This is a genomic window from Bradyrhizobium sp. LTSP857 (genome assembly GCF_000938285.1).
Classification (GTDB): Bacteria; Pseudomonadota; Alphaproteobacteria; order Rhizobiales; family Xanthobacteraceae; genus Bradyrhizobium.
Genome location: NZ_JYMS01000010.1, coordinates 207,808 through 228,150, shown reverse-complemented (window position 1 = coordinate 228,150; position 20,343 = coordinate 207,808). Strand labels below are relative to the sequence as shown.

Annotated in this window: 20 protein-coding genes; 9 read left to right on the top strand and 11 right to left on the bottom strand. The window is 63.7% G+C overall.

The features are described 5' to 3' along the window. The 4 genes from UP06_RS06740 to rfaD form a co-directional block, all read right to left on the bottom strand. Window positions 1–1,914, bottom strand: a complete 1,914-nt coding sequence (locus UP06_RS06740; RefSeq protein WP_045001581.1) for a nucleoside-diphosphate sugar epimerase/dehydratase — start codon at window positions 1,912–1,914, stop codon at window positions 1–3. Window positions 1,915–1,998: 84 nt separating this feature from the next. Further along, window positions 1,999–3,285 (bottom strand): O-antigen ligase family protein, encoded by a 1,287-nt coding sequence (locus UP06_RS06735; protein WP_045001520.1) that lies wholly within the window; start codon window positions 3,283–3,285, stop codon window positions 1,999–2,001. Next, complete coding sequence (rfaE1, locus tag UP06_RS06730) at window positions 3,282–4,766, bottom strand: D-glycero-beta-D-manno-heptose-7-phosphate kinase (RefSeq protein ID WP_045001579.1); 1,485 nt, start codon at window positions 4,764–4,766, stop codon at window positions 3,282–3,284. The genes UP06_RS06735 and rfaE1 overlap by 4 nt, the downstream gene beginning before the upstream one ends. Before the next feature lie 12 nt (window positions 4,767–4,778). Next, the gene (gene rfaD / locus UP06_RS06725) at window positions 4,779–5,759 is read right to left on the bottom strand and encodes an ADP-glyceromanno-heptose 6-epimerase (protein WP_045001518.1); all 981 of its coding nucleotides are present in this window, start codon (window positions 5,757–5,759) and stop codon (window positions 4,779–4,781) included. Window positions 5,760–5,918: 159 nt separating this feature from the next. On the opposite strand from rfaD, the gene waaF reads away from it, so the two are divergent. After that, complete coding sequence (gene waaF, locus UP06_RS06720; RefSeq protein WP_045001516.1) at window positions 5,919–6,989, top strand: lipopolysaccharide heptosyltransferase II; 1,071 nt, start codon at window positions 5,919–5,921, stop codon at window positions 6,987–6,989. Between the two features lie 84 nt (window positions 6,990–7,073). Here waaF and UP06_RS06715 read toward each other — a convergent pair whose 3' ends face one another. From UP06_RS06715 to UP06_RS06705, 3 genes are all read right to left on the bottom strand, one after another. Further along, window positions 7,074–7,457, bottom strand: coding sequence for a helix-turn-helix domain-containing protein (locus tag UP06_RS06715; protein ID WP_045001514.1), 384 nt, complete (start codon window positions 7,455–7,457; stop codon window positions 7,074–7,076). After that, window positions 7,457–7,753 (bottom strand): type II toxin-antitoxin system HigB family toxin, encoded by a 297-nt coding sequence (locus tag UP06_RS06710; RefSeq protein ID WP_045001577.1) that lies wholly within the window; start codon window positions 7,751–7,753, stop codon window positions 7,457–7,459. The genes UP06_RS06715 and UP06_RS06710 overlap by 1 nt, the downstream gene beginning before the upstream one ends. A gap of 277 nt (window positions 7,754–8,030) precedes the next feature. Next, a complete protein-coding gene (locus UP06_RS06705; RefSeq protein WP_045001512.1) occupies window positions 8,031–9,068 on the bottom strand; it encodes a glycosyltransferase family 4 protein in 1,038 nt (345 codons plus the stop codon). Between the two features lie 126 nt (window positions 9,069–9,194). On the opposite strand from UP06_RS06705, the gene galE reads away from it, so the two are divergent. The 3 genes from galE (at window position 9,195) to UP06_RS06690 (ending at window position 12,884) form a co-directional block, all read left to right on the top strand. Then, the gene (gene galE / locus UP06_RS06700) at window positions 9,195–10,208 is read left to right on the top strand and encodes a UDP-glucose 4-epimerase GalE (protein ID WP_045001510.1); all 1,014 of its coding nucleotides are present in this window, start codon (window positions 9,195–9,197) and stop codon (window positions 10,206–10,208) included. A 118-nt stretch (window positions 10,209–10,326) separates the two neighbouring features. Further along, entirely contained in the window at window positions 10,327–12,135 is a 1,809-nt protein-coding gene (locus UP06_RS06695) for an ABC transporter ATP-binding protein (RefSeq protein ID WP_045001509.1), read from the top strand. A gap of 47 nt (window positions 12,136–12,182) precedes the next feature. After that, entirely contained in the window at window positions 12,183–12,884 is a 702-nt protein-coding gene (locus tag UP06_RS06690; RefSeq protein ID WP_045001507.1) for a fumarylacetoacetate hydrolase family protein, read from the top strand. Window positions 12,885–12,946: 62 nt separating this feature from the next. On the opposite strand, the gene UP06_RS06685 is transcribed toward UP06_RS06690, so the two are convergent. Next, window positions 12,947–13,405, bottom strand: a complete 459-nt coding sequence (locus UP06_RS06685) for a YybH family protein (RefSeq protein ID WP_045001576.1) — start codon at window positions 13,403–13,405, stop codon at window positions 12,947–12,949. A 138-nt stretch (window positions 13,406–13,543) separates the two neighbouring features. On the opposite strand from UP06_RS06685, the gene UP06_RS06680 reads away from it, so the two are divergent. The 4 genes from UP06_RS06680 to UP06_RS06665 all read left to right on the top strand — a co-directional run bounded on the left by UP06_RS06680 (window position 13,544) and on the right by UP06_RS06665 (window position 16,912). Then, window positions 13,544–14,239 (top strand): ABC transporter permease, encoded by a 696-nt coding sequence (locus tag UP06_RS06680; protein ID WP_045001574.1) that lies wholly within the window; start codon window positions 13,544–13,546, stop codon window positions 14,237–14,239. 33 nt (window positions 14,240–14,272) lie between these two features. Further along, window positions 14,273–15,106 carry an ABC transporter substrate-binding protein gene (locus tag UP06_RS06675; RefSeq protein WP_045001505.1) on the top strand — a complete coding sequence of 278 codons (834 nt, stop codon included), beginning with the start codon at window positions 14,273–14,275 and terminating at the stop codon, window positions 15,104–15,106. A gap of 152 nt (window positions 15,107–15,258) precedes the next feature. Then, complete coding sequence (locus UP06_RS06670; RefSeq protein WP_045001503.1) at window positions 15,259–16,071, top strand: amino acid kinase family protein; 813 nt, start codon at window positions 15,259–15,261, stop codon at window positions 16,069–16,071. 13 nt (window positions 16,072–16,084) lie between these two features. Beyond that, window positions 16,085–16,912 (top strand): amino acid kinase family protein, encoded by an 828-nt coding sequence (locus tag UP06_RS06665; protein WP_045001501.1) that lies wholly within the window; start codon window positions 16,085–16,087, stop codon window positions 16,910–16,912. Window positions 16,913–17,090: 178 nt separating this feature from the next. Here UP06_RS06665 and UP06_RS06660 read toward each other — a convergent pair whose 3' ends face one another. From UP06_RS06660 to UP06_RS06655, 3 genes are all read right to left on the bottom strand, one after another. Further along, window positions 17,091–18,020: an aspartyl/asparaginyl beta-hydroxylase domain-containing protein gene (locus UP06_RS06660; RefSeq protein ID WP_045001499.1), complete on the bottom strand. Its 930-nt coding sequence runs from the start codon at window positions 18,018–18,020 to the stop codon at window positions 17,091–17,093. 143 nt (window positions 18,021–18,163) lie between these two features. Further along, the gene (locus UP06_RS41410; protein ID WP_014493894.1) at window positions 18,164–18,319 is read right to left on the bottom strand and encodes a hypothetical protein; all 156 of its coding nucleotides are present in this window, start codon (window positions 18,317–18,319) and stop codon (window positions 18,164–18,166) included. Between the two features lie 160 nt (window positions 18,320–18,479). Next, complete coding sequence (locus UP06_RS06655) at window positions 18,480–19,403, bottom strand: LysR family transcriptional regulator (protein WP_045001498.1); 924 nt, start codon at window positions 19,401–19,403, stop codon at window positions 18,480–18,482. Window positions 19,404–19,627: 224 nt separating this feature from the next. Here UP06_RS06655 and UP06_RS06650 point away from each other — a divergent pair, with 224 nt between their 5' ends. Next, a complete protein-coding gene (locus UP06_RS06650) occupies window positions 19,628–20,338 on the top strand; it encodes an SDR family NAD(P)-dependent oxidoreductase (RefSeq protein WP_045001497.1) in 711 nt (236 codons plus the stop codon). Window positions 20,339–20,343 lie beyond the last annotated feature (5 nt).

The following is a 20,343-nucleotide window of genomic DNA, read 5'->3' as shown; positions in this document are numbered from 1 at the left end:
TCAGGCCGCGGTCGACCCGAATTCAGGGACCGCATCCTTCAGGATGGTCCTGATGGTCGCCCGATCGTCTCGCGCGATCGCCTGCTCGAGCGCCGTGATCCATTTGCGCAGGGTCTGCATCGGCGGCTCGTTCGGCTGCGCGGCCATGATGCCGGCAACACCGATCTCGCGGGTCGGCTCTTCGGACGCGAACAGGATCTCGTGCAGGCGCTCGCCCGGCCGCATCCCCGTGAACACGATCTCGATGTCGTAGCCGGGTTGCAGCCCGGAAAGGCGGATCATGCGCTCGGCGAGATCGACGATCTTCACCGGCTGACCCATGTTGAGCACGTAGACGGAAACGTCCGGGCGCGCTGTGCCGAGCGCATGCGTCGCAGCCGTAATGACGAGGTCACAGGCCTCGCGGATGGTCATGAAGTAGCGGACCATATCGGGATGCGTCACCGTCACCGGGCCGCCGGCCTCGATCTGGGCCTTGAACTTCGGCACCACCGAGCCGTTCGAGGCCAGCACATTGCCGAACCGGACCGAGATCAGCCGCATCGGCGGCCTGGCGCCGCCGCTGCCTGCCGCAAGATCATGGTCGAGCGCCTGACAGTACATCTCGGCGAAGCGCTTGGTCAGGCCGAGCATCGACACCGGCTCGATCGCCTTGTCGGTCGAGATCATCACCATGGCTCCCGCGCCGGCATTGTGCGCGGCATCGGCGACATTGATCGAGCCGAAGATGTTGGTCTTGACGCCCTCGCTCCAGTCGCGCTCGAGGATCGGCACATGCTTGAGGGCTGCGGCGTGGAACACGATGTCCGGCTTGAACTCGGCCATCAGACGGATGATCCGCTCGCGGTCGCGGATGTCGGCGATCCGCCCTTCGATTGCAGCACCCGTCCCCTGCGCGGCGAGCACTTCGGTGACCGCGTAGAGCGCCGGCTCGGAATTCTCCAGGATCAGGAGGCGCGCGGCGCCGAAGGCGACGACACGCTCGCAGATCTCCGAACCGATCGAGCCGCCGCCGCCGGTGACGATCACCGCCTTGCCCTTGATCAGGGCTTCGAGCCGCACATAGTCGATGGTCTCGCTCGGCCGCAGCAGCAGGTCCTCGACCGCGACCGCGGTCAGTCGCGGCGTATCGCCGCTCTCGAGCGAGGGCATGCGGTTGACGATCACCCCCAACTTGCGCGCCCGCATCAGGATCGATTCCGGATGGGCGTCCGGTTCGAATGCCGACGGCGTCATCACGACGCGCGCGATCGGCTTGTTGCGCTTGGCGAAGTCGGCGATGACGTCCTCGATATCGTCGATGCCGCCCAGCACCGGCACGTTACGGATCGACTGGCCGCGATCGGAGCCCGACGGCGACAATACGCCGACCGGCCAGATGCGCTTGATTGCCCCGCTCTCGATGCCACGCAAAAGCACCTCGGCGTCCGCCGCGCGGCCGATCAGCAGCGTCGGCGCGGCATCCTCGCTGCGGGCGTGGCGTCGCACCCGCGTATAGCGGAAGTAGCGATAGGTCATGCGCAGGGCGCTGAGAAAGGAGATTTCAAGGAACCAGTAGAGGACGATCGTCACCTTGCCGAGGAAGAAGGCGCCGCGGACGTTGGGGGCGACGAAGATGTAGTCGAGCACGAGCAGCGCAACCGTCAGCACAGACGCGACACGGATGATGTTCAGCGCGTCGGGCAGCGAGATGAAGCGCCATTTCGTCGTGGTCAGGTTGAAGATGAAAAACACGACCACGCTGAAGGCGAGGAAGTAGGGCAGGATCTGGAACAGCAGCGGCAAACGATCGTAGAAGCCGTCGCCACCCTCGAAACGCAGATAAAACGCGACAAACAGCGCCGCCGTCGTCGCCAGCAGGTCGTGGAGCGCGATCAAGAAATTGCGCAAGGTAAGATGCGAAAGACGCGTCATCCGCCGACCGATGAATATCCCGTTGGGTGCAACCTGACCGCGCTGATAGCCCATCTCGACAAGAGTTGCCAGTCGCGCGGCCGTTCAGGAACCGGCTTCCCCCATCTTCGGTCCCACCTGTTGTGCCCGGATCACCATGCCGCCGGCAACACCGACGCCGATGACGTACATCCAGCCCTCGTGGAAGTCGAACAAATGGGAGTTGAAGAGCGAGGTGAAGACATTCTGCACCACCACCAGCAGGCCGATCCAGTTGGCAAGCCCGTCGCCGCGAAACAGGAGGAGATGCAGGATCCAGATCGCGTAGAGAACGGCGATGCCGATGACACCCCATTGCACGGCGACGTTCAGCGTCTGGTTATGCGGGTTGCCGATCACCTCGGCGGACGCCTGGTATTGTCCGCTGGGGGTGGCGACCTGCTCGAACAATCCGCGCGTCGAGCCGGTACCGTGTCCCTTGATCGGCGCCTCCGCAAAGAAGCCGAGGGACTTTCGCCAGAATTCGAGCCGCAACCCGAGCGACGTCGGTTCGCCCTTCTCCTTGTAGCGCGTGTAGTCGCTCACAAAGGTGTCGGCGGTCCTGCGCAATTGCGACGAGGCCTGCCAGGCGATAGCGGCGCCGGCGAGCAGAGCGACGGAGATGATCGCGATGCTGCGCCACCTCAAATGAAGCAGTGCGAACACGCCGAACATGATCGGAATGGTGACAAGCGCCGTGCGCGACACCACCACGAAGGCCATGTTGATGAAGAAGCTGAGCGCCAGCGCCGTGAGCAGCCCGGCAAGCCAGTAGCGCTTCTCACGCAGCAGCATCACGACGGGATAGGCGAGCGCCACCGCGCACAGCGTGAATTCCTGACTCTGGTCGATGTAGTTCTTGACGAAGATACCGCGCTCGAGATGGTCGGGCTTCAGCGTCAGATCGGGATAGAAGGCGACCAGCCACGACATCACCGACAGCAGCGCGCAGGACACCAGGAAGGCGATGAATATCCAGCGGCCGCGCGGCGAGCGCTCGAAGTGATAGAGCAGGACCGGCAGCACAAGCAGCTTGATGGTGGGATTGACCGCGTAGAAGCGCGCGCCCCAAGCCGCATCCGACCACAGCGTTCCCACCAGCGCCAGCAGAACCAACGCGATCGGCGCCGCGGAGATCGGACGCCGAAGCGATTGCAGGAACGCGCGGACGTCGAGAAACGGCACCATGCAGAGCAGCATCAGGGCGTTGAAGATCCCCGCGAGCGACGTCGACCAGGGCAGCGAGGCCACGGTCAGGATCGCGAACAGGTCGACCGTCTCGCCCCAGGCCACCGGGCTGCGGAAGCGCCGCCACAGCATCTGGGCGGTCGCCTCCCGCGCAAGTGCCGTCACTTGTCCCCTCCTCGCGCGCGGTGGACCAGTGCCGTCGTGCTGAAACCCTTGAGGATGTCGACCAGCACGACTGTTCCGCCCGCGGCTTCGACCACGTCATAGCCGACCACCTGCTCGCGGGTGTAGTCGCCGCCCTTCACCAGCGCGCTCGGCTTGATCCGGGTGATCAGCTCGATCGGCGTGTCCTCCTCGAAGATGACGACGAGATCGACGGCCTCAAGCGCCGCCAGCACCTCGGCCCGCGCACGTTCGTCCTGGACAGGACGGTCGGCCCCCTTCAACCGCCGCACCGAGGCGTCGCTGTTCAAGCCCACGATCAGGCGATCGCAGGCAGAGCGCGCCGCGGTCAGCACCTTGACGTGGCCGGGATGCAGGATGTCGAAGCAGCCATTGGTGAAGCCGACGCGCAGGTCCTGCCTGCGCCAATCGGCAAGCTGCGCATCGAGTGCGCCGGCGTCGAGCACGATCTTGTCTTCGGCGGCGAGATAGGCATGCGGCAAGATCTTTCGCCGTAGCTCGGCCGCGCTCACGCTGGCCGTGCCCTGCTTGCCGACGGCAACGGCGGCGGCCGCATTCGCGATCCGCAACGCCGTGTCCCAGTCCGCGCCCGCCGCGAGGGATACGGCGAGCGCCGCAGCGACAGTGTCGCCGGCGCCGGAGACGTCCCGCACCTTCACCGGAGAAGCCGGCACATGGACTGCCTCGCCGTTGCGCGGCACCAGCGTCATGCCGTGCTCGCCCTGGGTGACCAGGATCGCCTCGCAATCGGCGAGCCGCATCACGTCTTCCGAGGCATCGACGATGCTCTGCACCGTGTCGGCGCGGCTGCGGGTGGCTTCCGAAAATTCTTTCCGATTGGGCGTGAGCAGCGTCGCGCCGCGATAGATCGCCCAATTCAGGCTCTTGGGATCGACGATCACGGGCTTGCCGAGCTTTCGCGCGGCGTCGATGGTGTGGCGGATCACGCGCGCGGTCAGCACGCCCTTGGCGTAGTCGGACAGCAGCACGACATCGGCGCGCGAGATCTGCGGCAGGATCGCGTCGATCAGCTTCGTCTCAATATCGTCGGAAGCAGGTGCTGCCTGCTCCCAATCCGCGCGCAGCATATGCGTGGAGAAATGCTCGGAGACGAAGCGGACTTTTCGCGTGGTCGGCCGCGACGGATCGCACACCAGCACGCTTTCGATTGCAGCCTGCTCCGCAAGCGCGGCCATCAGCCGCTTGCCTGCGTCGTCATCGCCGACGAGGCCTGCGAAGATGCAGCGGGCGCCGAGGGAGGCGACATTGCGCGCGACATTGCCGGCACCGCCGATATGGATCTCGCTGCGCTGGGCGGTGATCACCGGCGTCGGCGCTTCCGGCGAAATCCGCGACACCTCGCCATAGACGAACTCGTCCAGCATGATGTCGCCGATGCACAGCACCGTGCGGCGCGTGAAGTCTTGCGCGAGGGCATCGAAATCGAGAATGGGCGTCGCCATGATCAAAAGGCCTCAGCGGAAGCGATCGGGCATATCGAGATAATCCCCGACATAGGCCTTCACCGCATCCTCGAGCGTCGTGAAGCCGCCGTTATAGCCGGCGCGGTGGAGACGATCGACCTTGCTCTGTGTGAAGTATTGATAGCTATTGCGGATGCTCTCGGGCATGTCGATGTATTCGATGTTGGGCCTGGTGCCCAGCGCGGCATAGGCCGCCAGCATCAAATCCTTGAAGCTGCGCGCCTTGCCGGTGCCGACATTGAAGAGTCCGGAAACCGACGGTGTTGCCAGCAGCCACATGATGACGCGCACGACATCGTCGACATAGATGAAATCGCGGCGCTGATCGCCATCGGCGATGCCCTCGCGATGCGACTTGAACAGTTGCACGACGCGGCCCGCCTTGACGTCGTCGAAGCGGCGCGCCAGCACGCTCATCATCGAGCCCTTGTGGTACTCGTTCGGGCCGAACACGTTGAAGAACTTCAGTCCGGCCCATTGCGGCGGCAGCCGATCGCCGTTCGCGACGCGCTCGGCGACGGCGAGATCGAACAGAGACTTGCTCCAGCCGTAGAGGTTCATCGGCCGCAGCTTTTTCAGCGCCACCAGCGAAGCGTCGTCGTCAAAGCCCGCGTCACCATCGCCATAGGTCGCCGCCGAGGACGCATAGATCAACGGCACCGCATTCGCCGTGCACCAGTCGAGCAGGCGCATCGACTGGCGGAAATTGGTTTCGATCACGAGATCGCCGTCGGTCGCCGTGGTCTCGGAGATCGCGCCGAGATGGATCACGGCATCCAACTTGCGGCCTTTCAGCCAGTCGAGCAGCTCAGGCGGGGGGACGATATCCACAAGCTGCCGCTTGGCGAGATTGCGCCACTTGCCGTCGGTGCCGAGGAGATCGCAGACCACGACATCGCTGCGGCCGGCGTCGTTCAACGCGGCCACGACATTCGACCCGATAAAACCGGCCCCGCCGGTCACCAGCAACATTCCGTAATCCCTGCCCGATTTCTAAGGTCCGGTTCTGCCCTAGCGCATGATCTGCCAAAGTGTAAGCGGTTTTGGGATCGGGCCCTCAGCCGGCTTTACCTGCCGGCCCGGAGCGGCTAACCGAACCGCCACATCAGAGCACCTCAGCCCCATTAACGAATGAACCAAGATTCGCAATTTAGCGGGAGTGAGGATCGGAGCAACACGAGCCCGATCCTGATCGTCCCCTATATGTGGATCGGCGATTTCGTCCGGAATCACACCGTGGTGCGGGTTCTGAACGAGCGTTGGCCGAACCGGCCGGTCGACCTCCTGACCACGTCCCTGTGCGCGCCGCTGGTCGATTACATGCCCGGCGTGCGCAAGGGGATCGTCTGGGACCTGCCCCGCAGCCGCCTCGCCGTGGGCCGCCAGCTCGGCCTGGCAAAGCTCCTGCGCGAGCGGAACTATGGCACCGCCCTGGTGCTGCCGCGGACCTGGAAAGCGGCCATTGCGCCGGCGCTGGCCGGCATTCCCGAGCGGGTCGGCTTTGTCGGCGAGTTCCGGTTCGGCCTGCTCAACCACTGGCGCTGGGGCGAGAAGAAGCTGCCCCGCTTCATCGACAAGAACGCTGCGCTGGCGCAGCCCGACGGCGCCCCCTTGCCGACGGAATGGCCGGTGCCGCAATTGCGGGTCCCGGCCGAGGACATCGTCCGCTGGCGGCAGGCCAATGGCCTGAACGCTGGCGCCGCGGTGGCGCTCGCCCCCGGCTCGGTCGGCGTCTCAAAGCGCTGGACCTACTATCCGGAGGCCGCCCGGCTGCTGGCCGAGCGCGGCCTGGAGGTCTGGGTGGTCGGCGGCCCCGCCGAAAAGGCCCTGGCCCAGGAGATCGTCGCAGCCGGCGGACCGGGGGTGCGGGACCTGACCGGCAACGACCTGCGCAACGGCGTCCTGGCCATGGCCGCGGCCGGCGTCGCCATCTCCAACGATTCCGGCCTGATGCACATCGCGGCTGCGCTCGGCACGCCCACCATGGGCATCTTCGGCCCGACCAGCCCCTATCTCTGGGCCCCCCTCAACGGCCTCGCTGCGACCGTGGTCCAGGACAAGAGCGTGCTCTCGTGCCAGCCCTGCCAGAGCACGATCTGCCGGATGAACGATCACCGCTGCATGCGGGATATCGCGGCTGCGGAGGTGGTGGCAATTGCGGAGAGGGTGCTGGGTGAGGCGGGGGCAAGGGCTGAGACGTGAGCGGCAGCGCCGATGCGTTCGACTGGGTGAAAAGAGATTCGTCCCCCAACGACGAAAGGCCCCGCAGAAGCGGGGCCGATAGGGTTAGGCAGGCTCACGCGCCAGTTCATAGTGAGCTGTCAGAGCACCAATTGGAATGTTCCATTCCTTGCTAATAGTCCGGATCATTTCCAGCGTCAGTGGACGGACGCGATTCAAAATTTCGGACGCCCGATTGCGTCCAATCAAAGCCGCCAATTCTGCCTGCGACCGCCCCATGGACTCGATTGCGAAATGGAGGACGTCGACTGGATCGCCGTGAGTGGTTGCGAAGTGATTGTCTTCGTACTCCTTGATGAGTGAAGACAAAACTTCGAAGCGATCACCGTCAGGCGTGTCAGGAGTCGGCTCGGCCTCGAAATACCGGGATACTTCGCGGATAGCCCAATCGTAATCCTGTTCATTGTGGAGAGGCTTGACGTCCATCATCACACAGTCTCCGCGTTTATTCCGTCATACTCTTTGTGCGTGCCGACAAACTTGATGAGAGCTGTTTTGAACTTGAAGGAGAAATGAACCACGAGGCGATACTTGTTGCCGCCTATGTCGAAGATGGCTCTGTTGTCGCCAACAAAGTCCACGTTGTTTCCAAACGCCCTCTTCAGGTCTGCTGGGCTGCTCCAGTCACCCTTGGAAACGATTTCGTACCAAGCTCCCAAGGGGGTCTCGGCTTGAGGGTATCGCTCCCAAAAGGCCTTGAGTGCCTTTCTTGCTATTACGTTCATTGCCATAGCATGTTCCCAACATGGGATCAATCCAAAATTCCCAAGGCGGGAACTGAACTTTTGGCCTGTAAGGCACCACCGCTTGAAGGCGCGGGGATACGCGGCTGACGACTTTTGCAATGATGAACGTCTAGAGGTGTTTTGCCCGACAAGTCAAATTAACTTCGTAAAATCCGTAAATCACTGCACTGACCGCCAAGCCGTTGATTCCACTATCGCCAGCTACTGTGCATGGGGTTGTTTTCGACATTTTTGCTTGTGGTCGCAAAAGCGGGCTTCAAATCAGCGGCCGATAGACCTCGCCGATCCGCGCCGCTTCCGCATCGAGGCTGAACTTCTCCAGCACCCGCGCCCGCCCACGCTCGCCCATCGCTGTCGCGGCAGCCAAGTCGCGCATCAGCGGCTCCAGCGCCGCAGCGAGTGCATCAGCGTCACCCGTCGGAATCAGCACGCCAGTGACGCCATCCTCGACCACGAGCTCGGCCGCACCAGCGCGCGCGGCGACGAGCGCGCTGCCGGCTGCCATCGCCTCGATCAGCGTCAGGCCAAAACCTTCGTTGCGTGAGGTGAAGGCATAGATCGTCAGCCGCTGATACCAGCGCTGCACCGCTTCGATCGGCAGCTCGCCGGTGACGACGATGCGCGATTGCAGGCCGGCGGCCTCGATCCGCTTCTTCAGATCGTTCGCGAACACAGTTTGCTCGGCCGTGACCTGGCCGACGATGACCGCCGTGAAATCGGGATAGCGCGGCAGCAATCGGCACATCGCATCGACGAACACGTCGGTGCCCTTCTGCGCACGCACGCGGCCGAAGCAGCCGATCGCATAGCGGCCCGGTAGCGCGGCTTCCGCGAAGGCCGCGGCGCGATCACTCGGCGGCGCATAGATTTCGGTGTCGACGCCATGCGGGATCACCGTTGCCTTCACCTTCAGGAACGATGCCGAGATGTCGGAGGTCGCGATGATCGCGTCCATGCGCCGGATCAGCCAGCGCGTGATCCAGCTGTGATGCCGCTGCGCGGCCGAGGTGAACACAAGCTTGAGTGGCCATCCGAGCGCACGCAGCACGACGCCCGCGATCATCTCGTTGTTGCGCCGTGCATGCCAGATCAACGGCGTCTTGCGGCGCCATAATTTCAGGAGATCGGCACCGCCGAACCGCGTAATTCCCTCCGGCGCGTCCGAGCCGAACCACGCCGCACGAAACAGTTTTGCCAGCCGCGGCGCGACCATCCGGTTGGTCGCGGTGACGCCGGAATAGCGCCTGTGCAGATTTGGCACGATCACTTCGAGATCGCCCGGGGAATTTGCCACGTCACGCTCCGTTTCGCGACGCACCTATACGCAACATTAAGCATAGTGGCCAGTTCAGCTTTGCCGAAACCCCCTCTTCACCGCGCAAACGTTAGCATCGGGCGTTGATCGAAGACGGGTGAGATCATGACTGTGCTAGTCACCGGCGGCGCCGGCTATATCGGAAGTCACACGGTCCTCGCGCTGGCGGAAGCCGGCGAGGACGTCGTCGTGATCGACGATCTCTCCACCGGTTTCTCCACCTATCTGCCCGAAGGCGTGCCGCTGTTCATTGGCGATGCCGGCGACGAGAACCTGGTCGAGGGCGTGATCGCCCAGCACAATATCGAGAGCATCATCCATTTCGCCGGCTCCGTCGTGGTGCCGGACTCGATGCGCGATCCGCTCGGCTATTACCGCAACAACTTCATGACCGCGCGCAACCTGCTCAACGTCGCAGTCAAGCGCGGCATCAACCGCTTCATCTTCTCCTCGACCGCGGCGGTCTACGGCAATCCGGACCTGGTGCCGGTGCCGGAGCACGCGCCGACGCGGCCGCTGTCGCCCTACGGCTCGTCGAAGCTGATGACCGAGATCATGCTGCACGACGTCGCCTCCGCCTACGGCATGCAATACGTCGTGCTGCGCTACTTCAACGTCGCCGGCGCCGATCCGCAGGCGCGCATCGGGCTTGCCACCGTCGGCGCCACACACCTGCTCAAGATCGCGGTCGAGGCCGCAACCGGCCAGCGCGCCAAGATCGACGTGTTCGGCACCGACTATCCGACCCAGGACGGCAGCTGCATCCGCGACTTCATCCACGTCACGGACCTGTCGCAGGCGCATCGCTCGGCGCTGGCTTACCTGCGCAATGGCGGCGCCTCGACCACGCTCAATTGCGGCTATGGCCGCGGCTATTCCGTGCTGGAAACCATCGACGCGGTACGCCGAGTGTCAGGCCGCAGCTTTGCCGTGCAGTATGCACCGCGCCGGCCTGGCGACATCATGACCATGGTCGCCGACACCAGCCGCATCCGCGGTCTGCTCGATTGGAAGCCGCAATACGACGACCTCGAGACCATCGCAGCCCACGCGCTGGCCTGGGAGGACAAGCTGTTCCGCGAACGCCATGGCGAGCTTCGCCACGCCGTCTCGGCCTAGAATCCGTCCAGGCGCAAGCCCTTAATTGGGCTTGAAAAACCCCGCTTTAGCGGGCACAGAGGCCCTTCGATCCCTGACGCGCGGGCAGCCTTGCCGCTGCGCCGTCAATGGAAAGCGGATGGCCCAGTTTCCAAAGAAAATCACCGACGATCCCTATGCGGCAGCGGTCCTGATTCGCCGCCTGGTCACGGAACAGGGGGTCATCTACTGGCGGCGCTACCTCGTCGCCTTCGCACTGATGGCGCTCGCCGCAGGCTCGACCGCGGGCGCGACCTATGTGCTCGGCCAAGTCATCAACCAGGCCTATGTCGACAAGAACATCCCGGGCATCGCGATGTTCTCGGGCATCACGGTGATCCTGCTCTTCATCAAGGGCGTGGCGACCTACGGCCACATGGTGATCCTGACCAAGATCTCTAACGCCATCCTCGCCACCAACCAGCGGCAGCTGTTCGCCAAGCTGATGCGCGAAAGCATCGGCTTCTTCTCCGAACGGCATTCGTCTGAATTCCTGGCGCGGCTGACGGCCGGCGCGAAGTCCATCACCGACGTGCTCAACATGCTGGTCAACGCCATTGGGCGCGACCTCATGATGCTGCTCGCCATGATCGGCGTGATGGTGTGGCAGGACCCGGTGATGTCGTTCATCGGCCTTGTCGCCGTGCCGCCGGCAATGCTGGTGCTGCGCAAGCTGGTCAAGCGTATCAAGGGTCTCGCCTTCAACCAGTTCACCGGCACCGCCGACATCATGGAGACCATGCAGGAATCGCTGCAAGGCATCCGCACGGTCAAGGCGTTCACGCTCGAAGACACCATGCAGAAGCGCATCGACGAGAACATCGCGATCGTCGAGCGCAACGCCAACAAGATGGCCCGCGTCGCCAACCGTTCCAATCCGCTGATGGAAATGCTCGGCGGCTTCGCGGTCGCCGGCTGCCTGCTCTATGGCGGCTACAGCGTGGTCGCACTCAACGCCACGCCCGGCGCGTTCTTCTCCTTCATGACCGCGTTCCTGATGGCGACTGAGCCCGCCAAGCGGCTGGCGCGGCTCAACATCGACCTTAACAGCCAGCTCGTCGGCGCGCGCATGCTGCTCGAAGTCGTCGATAGCCCCGCGAGCGAGCATTCCGATGACGACAAGCCCGCGCTGAAGCTGTCCGAAGCCAAGATCGAGATGCGCGACGTCAGCTTTTCCTATCGCGCCAATGAGACCGTGCTCAACCGCATGAGTTTTGTTGCCGAGCCCGGCAAGGTCACCGCGCTGGTCGGTCCGTCCGGCGGCGGCAAGTCGACCGTGCTGTCGCTGCTGCTGCGCTTCTACGAGCTGACGCAAGGCGACATCGTGATCGACGGCCAGTCGATCGGCACGATCTCGCGAAAATCGCTGCGGGCGCAGACCGCCTATGTCGGCCAGGACGTCTATCTGTTCCGCGACACCATCCGCAACAACATCGCTTTCGGCAAGCCCGGCGCAACCGAGAACGAAATCATCGACGCCGCGAAGGCGGCTTGCGCGCATGATTTCATCATGGGCTTCCCGCTCGGCTACGATACCCCGGTTGGCGAGCACGGCACCCAAGTGTCGGGCGGCCAGCGCCAGCGCATCGCGGTGGCGCGCGCGCTGCTCAAGAACGCGCCGATCATCCTGCTGGACGAGGCCACCGCCGCGCTCGACTCCGAGTCCGAGAAGCAGGTGCAGGAGGCGATCGAGCATCTCTGCCAGAACCGAACCACCATCGTGATCGCGCACCGCCTGCACACCATTATGCGCGCCGATGCTATCCTGGTGGTCGAGGGTGGCGAGATCGTCGAGCAGGGCCGGCACGACGAGCTGCTGCGCCGCTCCGGCCGCTATGCCTCGTTCTTCCGCCTTCAAAACCACGACACCGGTGTCCTTGCGCTGGCGCCGATCAGTGCAACCGCTTAGGATCGTTCCCACCCCAAAGGTCACCCCAAGAGCAGCGAGACCGCTTCATGAACGCCGCCTCCTACGTCATCCCGCTTCCGCCCCAGGCTTCGCTTCCCGTCGTCGGCGAGAGCGGCCGTTACCCGGTGCGCCGCATCTGGTGCGTCGGCCGCAACTATCTCGAGCACATCCGCGAGATGGGCAATGATGAGCGCGCGCCGCCGTTCTTCTTCGCCAAGCACGCCGACATGCTGGTGCCCGATGGCGCCACCATTCCCTACCCGCCGCTGACTAAGGATCTGCATCACGAGGTCGAGCTGATCGTCGCGATGAAGAGCGGCGGGCTGAACATCCCCGCCGACAAGGCGCTCGACCATGTCTACGGCTATGCCGTCGGCATCGACCTGACCCGCCGCGACCTCCAGATCGCCTCGCGCAAGAAGGAGCGTCCCTGGGAGATCGGCAAGTCGTTCGACGGCTCGGCGCCCTGCTCCGCGGTGCAGCCGGCCTCGAAGATCGGCCATCCCTCCAAGGGCAAGATCTGGCTCACGGTCAACGGCAAGGAAGCCCAGAAGGGCGACCTCACCGAGCTGATCTGGAACGTGCCGGAAATCATCTGGCAGCTCTCGCAGCAGGTGAAGCTCGCCGCTGGCGACATCATCATGACGGGCACGCCGGCCGGCGTGTCGCAGCTCCAGCCCGGCGACAAGCTCGAATGCGGCGTCGACGGCGTCGGCACGCTGAAGGTGAGCATCGGGCAGCCGGAGTAGGCTGCGCGAGATCCCGAAATCAAAAGGCCCCGGACATGCCCGGGGCCCTTTTCTATTCGCACCTACCAGGCCTTCACGGGCCGATTGGCATGGCTCACCTGCGGCACGCCACGATTGAGCGACATGTGGGAATGCACACACAGCCAATCATCGGCACTTTTGGAGAACACCATCGTCGCCCGACCCGGCCGCGGAAACGCGCTGCCATCAGGATGGTAGCCGGTGCTCGTCCACGGTGCGATCACGGTCGCTGTCGCACCATCGGAGGACGCCAGAATTGCGGTCTGATCGAGGACGAAACGGAAGTCGGTCGTCTTTGGCCAGACGTTATTCCATTGCGTGGTGACCCACTGATCGAGGCCGGGAATGACGTCGTTATGCGTGCCGAAGGCGAGCACGTCCGGATGGAAGAGCGGCCGCGCCGAAGCGTAGTCGACCTCGCGGACATAACCTGAGAATGTTTCCAGCCACTGGCGGAAGAATTGCGCTATCTCGGTATTCGCGGTCGGCAAAGGCGCCATTGCCTGCTCCATGTTAGGCTACTAAATCGCGGCAATCTTGTTGCCATGGACCGAACTATCCAGCAAGACTCGCGCCACGATCACGCTGGCTGGCTTGTGTGGTTTGGCATTTCCTTCTCGCTTCGCTTAGAAGGGGGAATGAACGATTTCACCCAGGCGCTCCAACTGGCAGCGACGTTGATTGGCCGCTTTGACCCGGAGCTCCGCGGCATCGTCGCCCTATCTCTGGGAGTGAGCCTGACAGCAAGCGCCTTGGCGTTCATCGTTGGCTCGCCGCTAGGCCTCGCGTTGGCCATCTGTCGTTTCCCCGGCAAACAAGCCTTGATTGTGACCGCCAACGCTCTTCTCGGCTTGCCCCCCGTGGTCGTAGGTCTCGCAGTCTATCTGCTGCTCTCTCGCTCAGGCCCGCTCGGCTCTCTCGGGATCTTGTTTACCCCAGCGGCGATGGTCATCGCGCAGGCCATCCTCGGCATCCCGATCGTAATCGCCTTGGTGCACCGCATGACGGTGGACCTCTGGGCCACGTATGGCGAAGCCTTGCTGGTAGATGGAGCCTCGCGCGTCCGAGCCGCAGCCTCGCTCATGAACATTGGCCGCGAGGGGCTAATCGTCGCGTTTCTTGCTGCGTTTGGCCGGGCTATCGCTGAGGTCGGCGCGATCATCATCGTTGGAGGCAATATACGAGGCTACACGCGAACAATGACGACCGCCATCGCACTGGAGACGAGCAAGGGTGAGTTGAGCTTCGCACTTGCGCTTGGCATAATCCTTATCATTCTATCGATGACCGTCAGCGCGTTCACCCACGTATTTGGACGCGCCTTGAGACGCTGAGACAGCAAAAGATTATTGCAAGGGAGTTCACCCGTGAGCCGATGGTTCAGCCCAGTTGCTATCGAGATTGCAGTTCTGTTGGCTGTGCTGAGTACTCCTGTCTCGGCACAAAGTCAGACGATCATCGTAGCTTCGACAACCTCAACACAAGACTCGGGATTGTTCGACTACCTGTTGCCGATCGTTCGAGAAAAGACCGGCATCGAAGTCAAGGTCCTCGCGCAAGGCACCGGGCAGGCCCTCGACACAGCGCGGCGGGGTGATGCCGACGTGGTGTTTGTTCATGCCAAGTCGGCCGAGGAAAAATTCATGGCCGAAGGATTTGGTGTCAAGCGCTACCCGGTCATGTACAACGACTTCGTTCTCATTGGGCCGAAGGACGATCCTGCGGGGATTCGAGGCCTTGACGTAACCGCCTCGCTCCAGACCATACAGACGAAGGCCGCCTCCTTCATCTCCCGAGGAGACCGGTCTGGTACGCACATAGCCGAGCTCACACTTTGGAAAGACGCAGGCGTCGACGTCACAAAGGATCGCGGCAGCTGGTACAAGGAGATTGGTCAGGGAATGGGAGCCGCCCTCAACGTCGCATCGGCATCTAATGCCTATGTACTTGCGGACCGCGGCACATGGCTGGCATTCAAAAAGCGCGGTGACCTTGTCATCCTCGTCGAAGGCGACAAGCGACTCTTCAACCAATATGGGGTGATGCTGGTCAATCCAATAAAGCACCCGACGGTGAAGAAGGAAGCGGGCCAACGCTTCATCGATTGGCTTATCTCGCCAGACGGGCAGAACGCGATCGCAGGCTACAAGATCGAAAGCCAGCAACTCTTCTATCCAGACGCGAACGATCCGGGGGCGTAAACCGACGCGCCCTGGGCGGCCACTTCACGTAGGGCCACTGAATCGCGGCAATCTTGTTGCCATGGGCCGAACTATCCAGCAAGACTCGCGCCACGATCAGGACCGGAGGGTCCACCGTCACGACTGCATCAGAAAACGAGAGGATGTCTCGGATGTCGAACACCATCACGGAGCTCGAGGGGCTGCTTATGCAGCGCTCGCTCACCGATCCACAGCTTCTGGCCGCTGCAGAAGCGGCGTCGGACTTCCGCATCCTGCCGGATGCCACCGTCATCAAGATCGGCGGACAGAGCGTGATCGATCGCGGCCGTGCCGCGGTCTATCCGCTGGTCGACGAGATCGTCTCCGCGCGCAAGGCACACAAGCTGCTGATCGGGACTGGCGCCGGCACGCGCGCGCGGCATCTCTACTCGATCGCGGCCGGGCTTCGCCTGCCGGCCGGCGTGCTGTCGCAACTCGGCGCTTCCGTTGCCGACCAGAACGCCGCGATGCTGGGACAGTTGCTGGCCAAGCACGGCATCTCCGCCGTGGGTGGCGCCGCGCTCTCCTCGGTGCCGCTGTTCCTGGCCGAGGTGAACGCCGTCATCTTCAGCGGCATGCCGCCCTATAGCCTGTGGATGCGTCCCGCGCCCGAGGGCGTGATCCCGCCCTACCGCACCGATGCCGGATGCTTCCTGGTCGCCGAGCAATTCGGCTGCAAGGGAATGATCTATGTGAAGGACGAGAACGGCCTCTACACCGCGAACCCGAAGACGTCGAAGAACGCGACCTTCATCCCGAAAATCTCGGTGGCCGAGATGAAGGCCAAGGGCCTCCAGGATTCGATCCTGGAATTTCCAGTGCTCGATCTCCTCGCCTCGGCCCGCTACGTCCACCAGGTGCAGATCGTGAATGGTCTCGTCCCCGGCAATCTCACCCGCGCACTCGCGGGCGAGCATGTCGGCACCATCATCACTGCGAGCTGAGGAGGATAGCGCCATGACTGTCACCAACCAGATCAAGCACGTCGCTTCGCCGCTCGCGCGCCAGACCCTCCTCGATGGAGAGCTCACCCGCCCCGTTGCCGGCAACCGCCCGATCAAGCTGCTGCCCTGGGTGCAGGTCATCAAGATCGGCGGCCGCATCATGGATCGTGGTCACGAAGCGATCCTCCCGCTCGTTGACGAGCTGCGCTCGCTGCTGCCCGAGCACCGCCTGCTCATCCTGACCGGCGCCGGCATCCGCGCGCGCCATCTCTACAGCGTCGGCCTCGACCTCGGACTTCCCGTCGGTTCGCTGGCGCCGCTCGCCGCAAGCGAGGCCGGCCAGAACGGCCATATTCTTGCGAGCCTGCTCGCGCCGGAGGGCGTCTCCTATATCGAGCATCCCACCATCGCAAGCCAGCTTGCCATTCACCTTAGCGCAGCCCGCGCGGTCGTCGGTAGCGCGTTCCCGCCCTACCACCATCATGAATTCCCGACGTCGCGCGTCCCGCTGCATCGGGCCGATACCGGCGCCTTCCTGCTCGCCGACGCGCTCGGCGCTGCGGGGCTGACGATTGTCGAGGACGTCGACGGCGTCTACACCGCCGATCCCAATGGCGCCGACGGCAAGAAGGCGGAGCTGTTGAAAGACGTGAGCTTTGCCGAGCTTGCGAAGCTGAAGGGCACGCTGCCGGTCGATCGGGCGTTACTGGAGGTCATGGCGAATGCGCGGCACATCGCGCGCGTGCAGGTCGTGAACGGGCTCGTTCCCGGTCGGATCACGGCGGCGCTGCGCGGCCAGCATGTCGGGACGATCATCAACACTGGTGCCAAGCCGGTGTAACGCCACAGCCAGGTCCGCAAAAACAAAGCCCCGGAGCTCGCTCCGGGGCTTTGCGATTCAGTCACCGTAGCCCGGATGGAGCGAAGCGCAATCCGGGGCACTCTCGCCGCGGCAAAATCCCGGATTTCGCTTCGCTCCATCCGGGCTACGCGCTTCGCCGATCCGCGCTACAGCTGCTTCAGCGCAGCGCCGACATCACGATGAGGCCGAGGATCAGCGCCGTCAGCGAGTATTTCAGCGTGTAGTAGACGTTGCGGTTCCACGCCTTGACCTTGCGGCTGGCGAGATGGATCTCGTAGAGCTTGCCGAACACCTTGTTGAGTACGCCGACGCTCTCGCCGTCGACGTTCTGGGTCGCCGACGCCTTGACGATGTGGTGGCTGACCCAGCGGTTGATCGCGGTCATGAAACCGAACTTCATCGGGCGTTCGACGTCGCAGAACAGGATGATGCGGTTGACGTCGGTCGCATTCTCAGCGCTGTGGATGAAGGTCTCGTCGAACATGAAGGCCTCGCCGTCGCGCCAGACGCATTCGACGCCATCGACCAGGATGCGGCACTTGTTCGAGTTCGGTGTGACGAGCCCAAGGTGGTAGCGCAGTGAGCCTGCGAAGGGATCGCGGTGCGCCCCTAACTTGCCGCCCGGCGGCAGCATCGCGAACATCGCGCCGTGCACGCTCGGAATCGAATTGAGCAGCTCGACCGTCTTCGGGCACAGCGTACGCGCCGAGGGCAGGAAGTCATCGTACCATTTCAAGTAAAAGCGCTTCCAGCCGCTCTTGAAGAACGAATAGAAGCCCCAGTCGTTGTTCTTCGCTGCCGCGCGGATAAAACCTTCGTCGAACAGGCGGACGGCCTCGTCGCGGATGGTCTCCCAGTTCTCGCTGAGTGGCTTGAGCTCGGGAAACTGCTCGACCGAAATCACCGGCCTGTTCGGCACGGCCGAACCCGCATACATCAGCACATTGTAGGGGGCGAGATAGGTCGAATGATCGCCGAGCTGGCGCGCAAAGCGCAGCCGCTGCTTGCCGCGGAAGTGAACGTAAATCGTCGATGCCGCAAGGATATAAAGAATGACCAGTTGCGGTGCAAAAAGCTGCTTCAGCATTTCCCCGTTCCCCAGTGACCCAACCGGGGACGTGATCTAACGCGACCCGGCCCGAGCGGCAAGATATTCACCGCTGGGTTGCGGTCACTCTGGGGAGAACATCCGACGAGAGATCGGGCCGAAACGGACCGAATCGAGCCGAGTCACGCCCGCGACAGCGCCTGAAGACCCTTGAAGGTCAGGCGCTTGGGGTCGGTGACGCCGGCGAGATAGAGCCGGCGAATGAAGGCGATGACGGCGTCGCGGTCGCAATCGGTCAACGCGACGACGGCGTCGACCGCGATCTTCTGGGCTTCCATTGGGCTCACCTCGGCCTTGCGAGTAACCCCGGCCCAGACAGGCTAGGACTCATCCGTTAATTCGGCGTTAACCGTTTGGGCAGGATGGCCGATTCAGCCCGGCGGCCGAATACGCAAAACAACGCATTTATTGTTGCGGCGCGGTAGCCCTCCCGGCCGCTCAGCGCGCCCCCATGCTCTTCTTGAGCTGCGCAAAATGCTTCTTCAGCCGGGGCACGGCAAAATCGGTGAAGGCGCGCACCTTGGGCACCGAAAGCCGGCCCTGCGGACTGATCAGGTGTGCCGGCATCTCCGGATCCTCGTCGCTGGCAAGCAAAACCTCGAGCTCGCCACGCGCGACCTGCTCGGCCACCTGGTAGGAGTACATCCGCGCGACGCCACGCCCGGCCACCGCCGATGCCACGGCGGCATAGGTGCTGTTGACCATGAGGCGCGCCGTGAACTGGACGGTTCGCGGCGCCGATGAGTTCTTCAACGGCGCGAAAGTCCAGGAATTAGGCAGATGCGCCATCGCCACGATCTGATGCTTGGCGAGATCGCCGGGCTCGGCGATGCGCGGATGCTGCCTCAAATAGCGAGGAGCCGCCACCACGACGCGGCTGATCTCGCCGATCCGCATCGCCACCATCGCCGAATCCGCGAGGGGGCCGATGCGAAGCGCGACGTCGACGCCCTCCTCGATCAGATTGACCGCGCGGTCGAACAGCAGGAGCTTTGCCGACACGGTCGGATAGGCGTCGAGAAACGCATCGAGGATCGGCCGCAGCACCATCTCCCCCGAGACCACCGGAGCGGTGATCGTGAGCAGACCACGGGGCGCCGCGCGCGGTCCGGCCGCGATGTCATCGGCCTCTTCGAGCTCGGTGAGCACGCGGCGGCAGATCGCGACATAGCGCTCGCCCTCCTCGCTCAGCTTGATCGAGCGCGTGGTCCGGTGCAGCAGCTCGGCGCCGACCTGCCCCTCCAGGAAGGCAATGGCGCGGCTCACTGCCGCCGGCGAGCGCCCGAGCTTGCGTCCCGCGGCCGCAAGGCTGCCCTCGTCCACCGCAAGGACGAACACCTTCATCGCATCCAGACGATCCATGCGCTTCCCGCGGCCCCCTGAGAGTCCGCCTGAAAGCTAGGCGTTCGCCCCGGCCGCGACAACCGCCGCCGGGCGCCGATCCAGCATTCGTTCGCGCCGCGAAAGAATGTCTGCCGGGCCGCGCGTATTCGCAGCCGGACCGCGGCGGCGTACCTCGCAACCCAAGCCGGCCGGCGCCCCACAGCCGACCGGCAGAGGTTTCGAGCCAACAACAGGAGCCCGTCATGGGTATCGATCAGAAAGTCGCCATCATCACCGGTGCATCGCAGGGCATCGGCGCTGCCCTCGTCCAGCGGTTTCGCGATCGCAACTATCGTGTCGTTGCGACGGCACGCTCCATCAAGCCGTCGGGCGACGATGACGTGCTTGCCGTTCCCGGCGACATCGCCGACTGGAGCACCGCCGAACGCGTGGTGTCACAAGCCGTCGCCCGGTTCGGCCGCGTCGATACGCTGGTCAACAATGCCGGCATTTTCGTCGCAAAGCCGTTCACGCAGTACACGTCCGAGGATTACGCGGCCGTTTTGGGCGTCAACGTCGCCGGCTTCTTCCGCATCACGCAACTCGCCATCGCCGAGATGGAAAAGCAGGGCTCGGGCCACGTCGTTCAGATCTCAACCAGCCTGGTCGATCACGCCAACTCGAACGTGCCGTCGGTGCTGGCTTCGCTGACGAAGGGCGGCCTGAACGCCGCGACCAAGTCGCTGGCGATCGAATATGCCAGGCGCGGCATCCGCGTGAATGCGGTCGCGCTCGGCATCATCAAGACGCCGATGCACGCGGTCGAGACACATGCGCAGCTCGGCGCGCTGCACCCCGTCGGCCATATGGGCGAGACGTCCGACATCGTCGACGCTGTGCTTTATCTCGAGGGTGCCTCCTTCGTCACCGGCGAGATCCTGCACGTCGACGGCGGCCAGAGCGCGGGCCATTGAGCCCG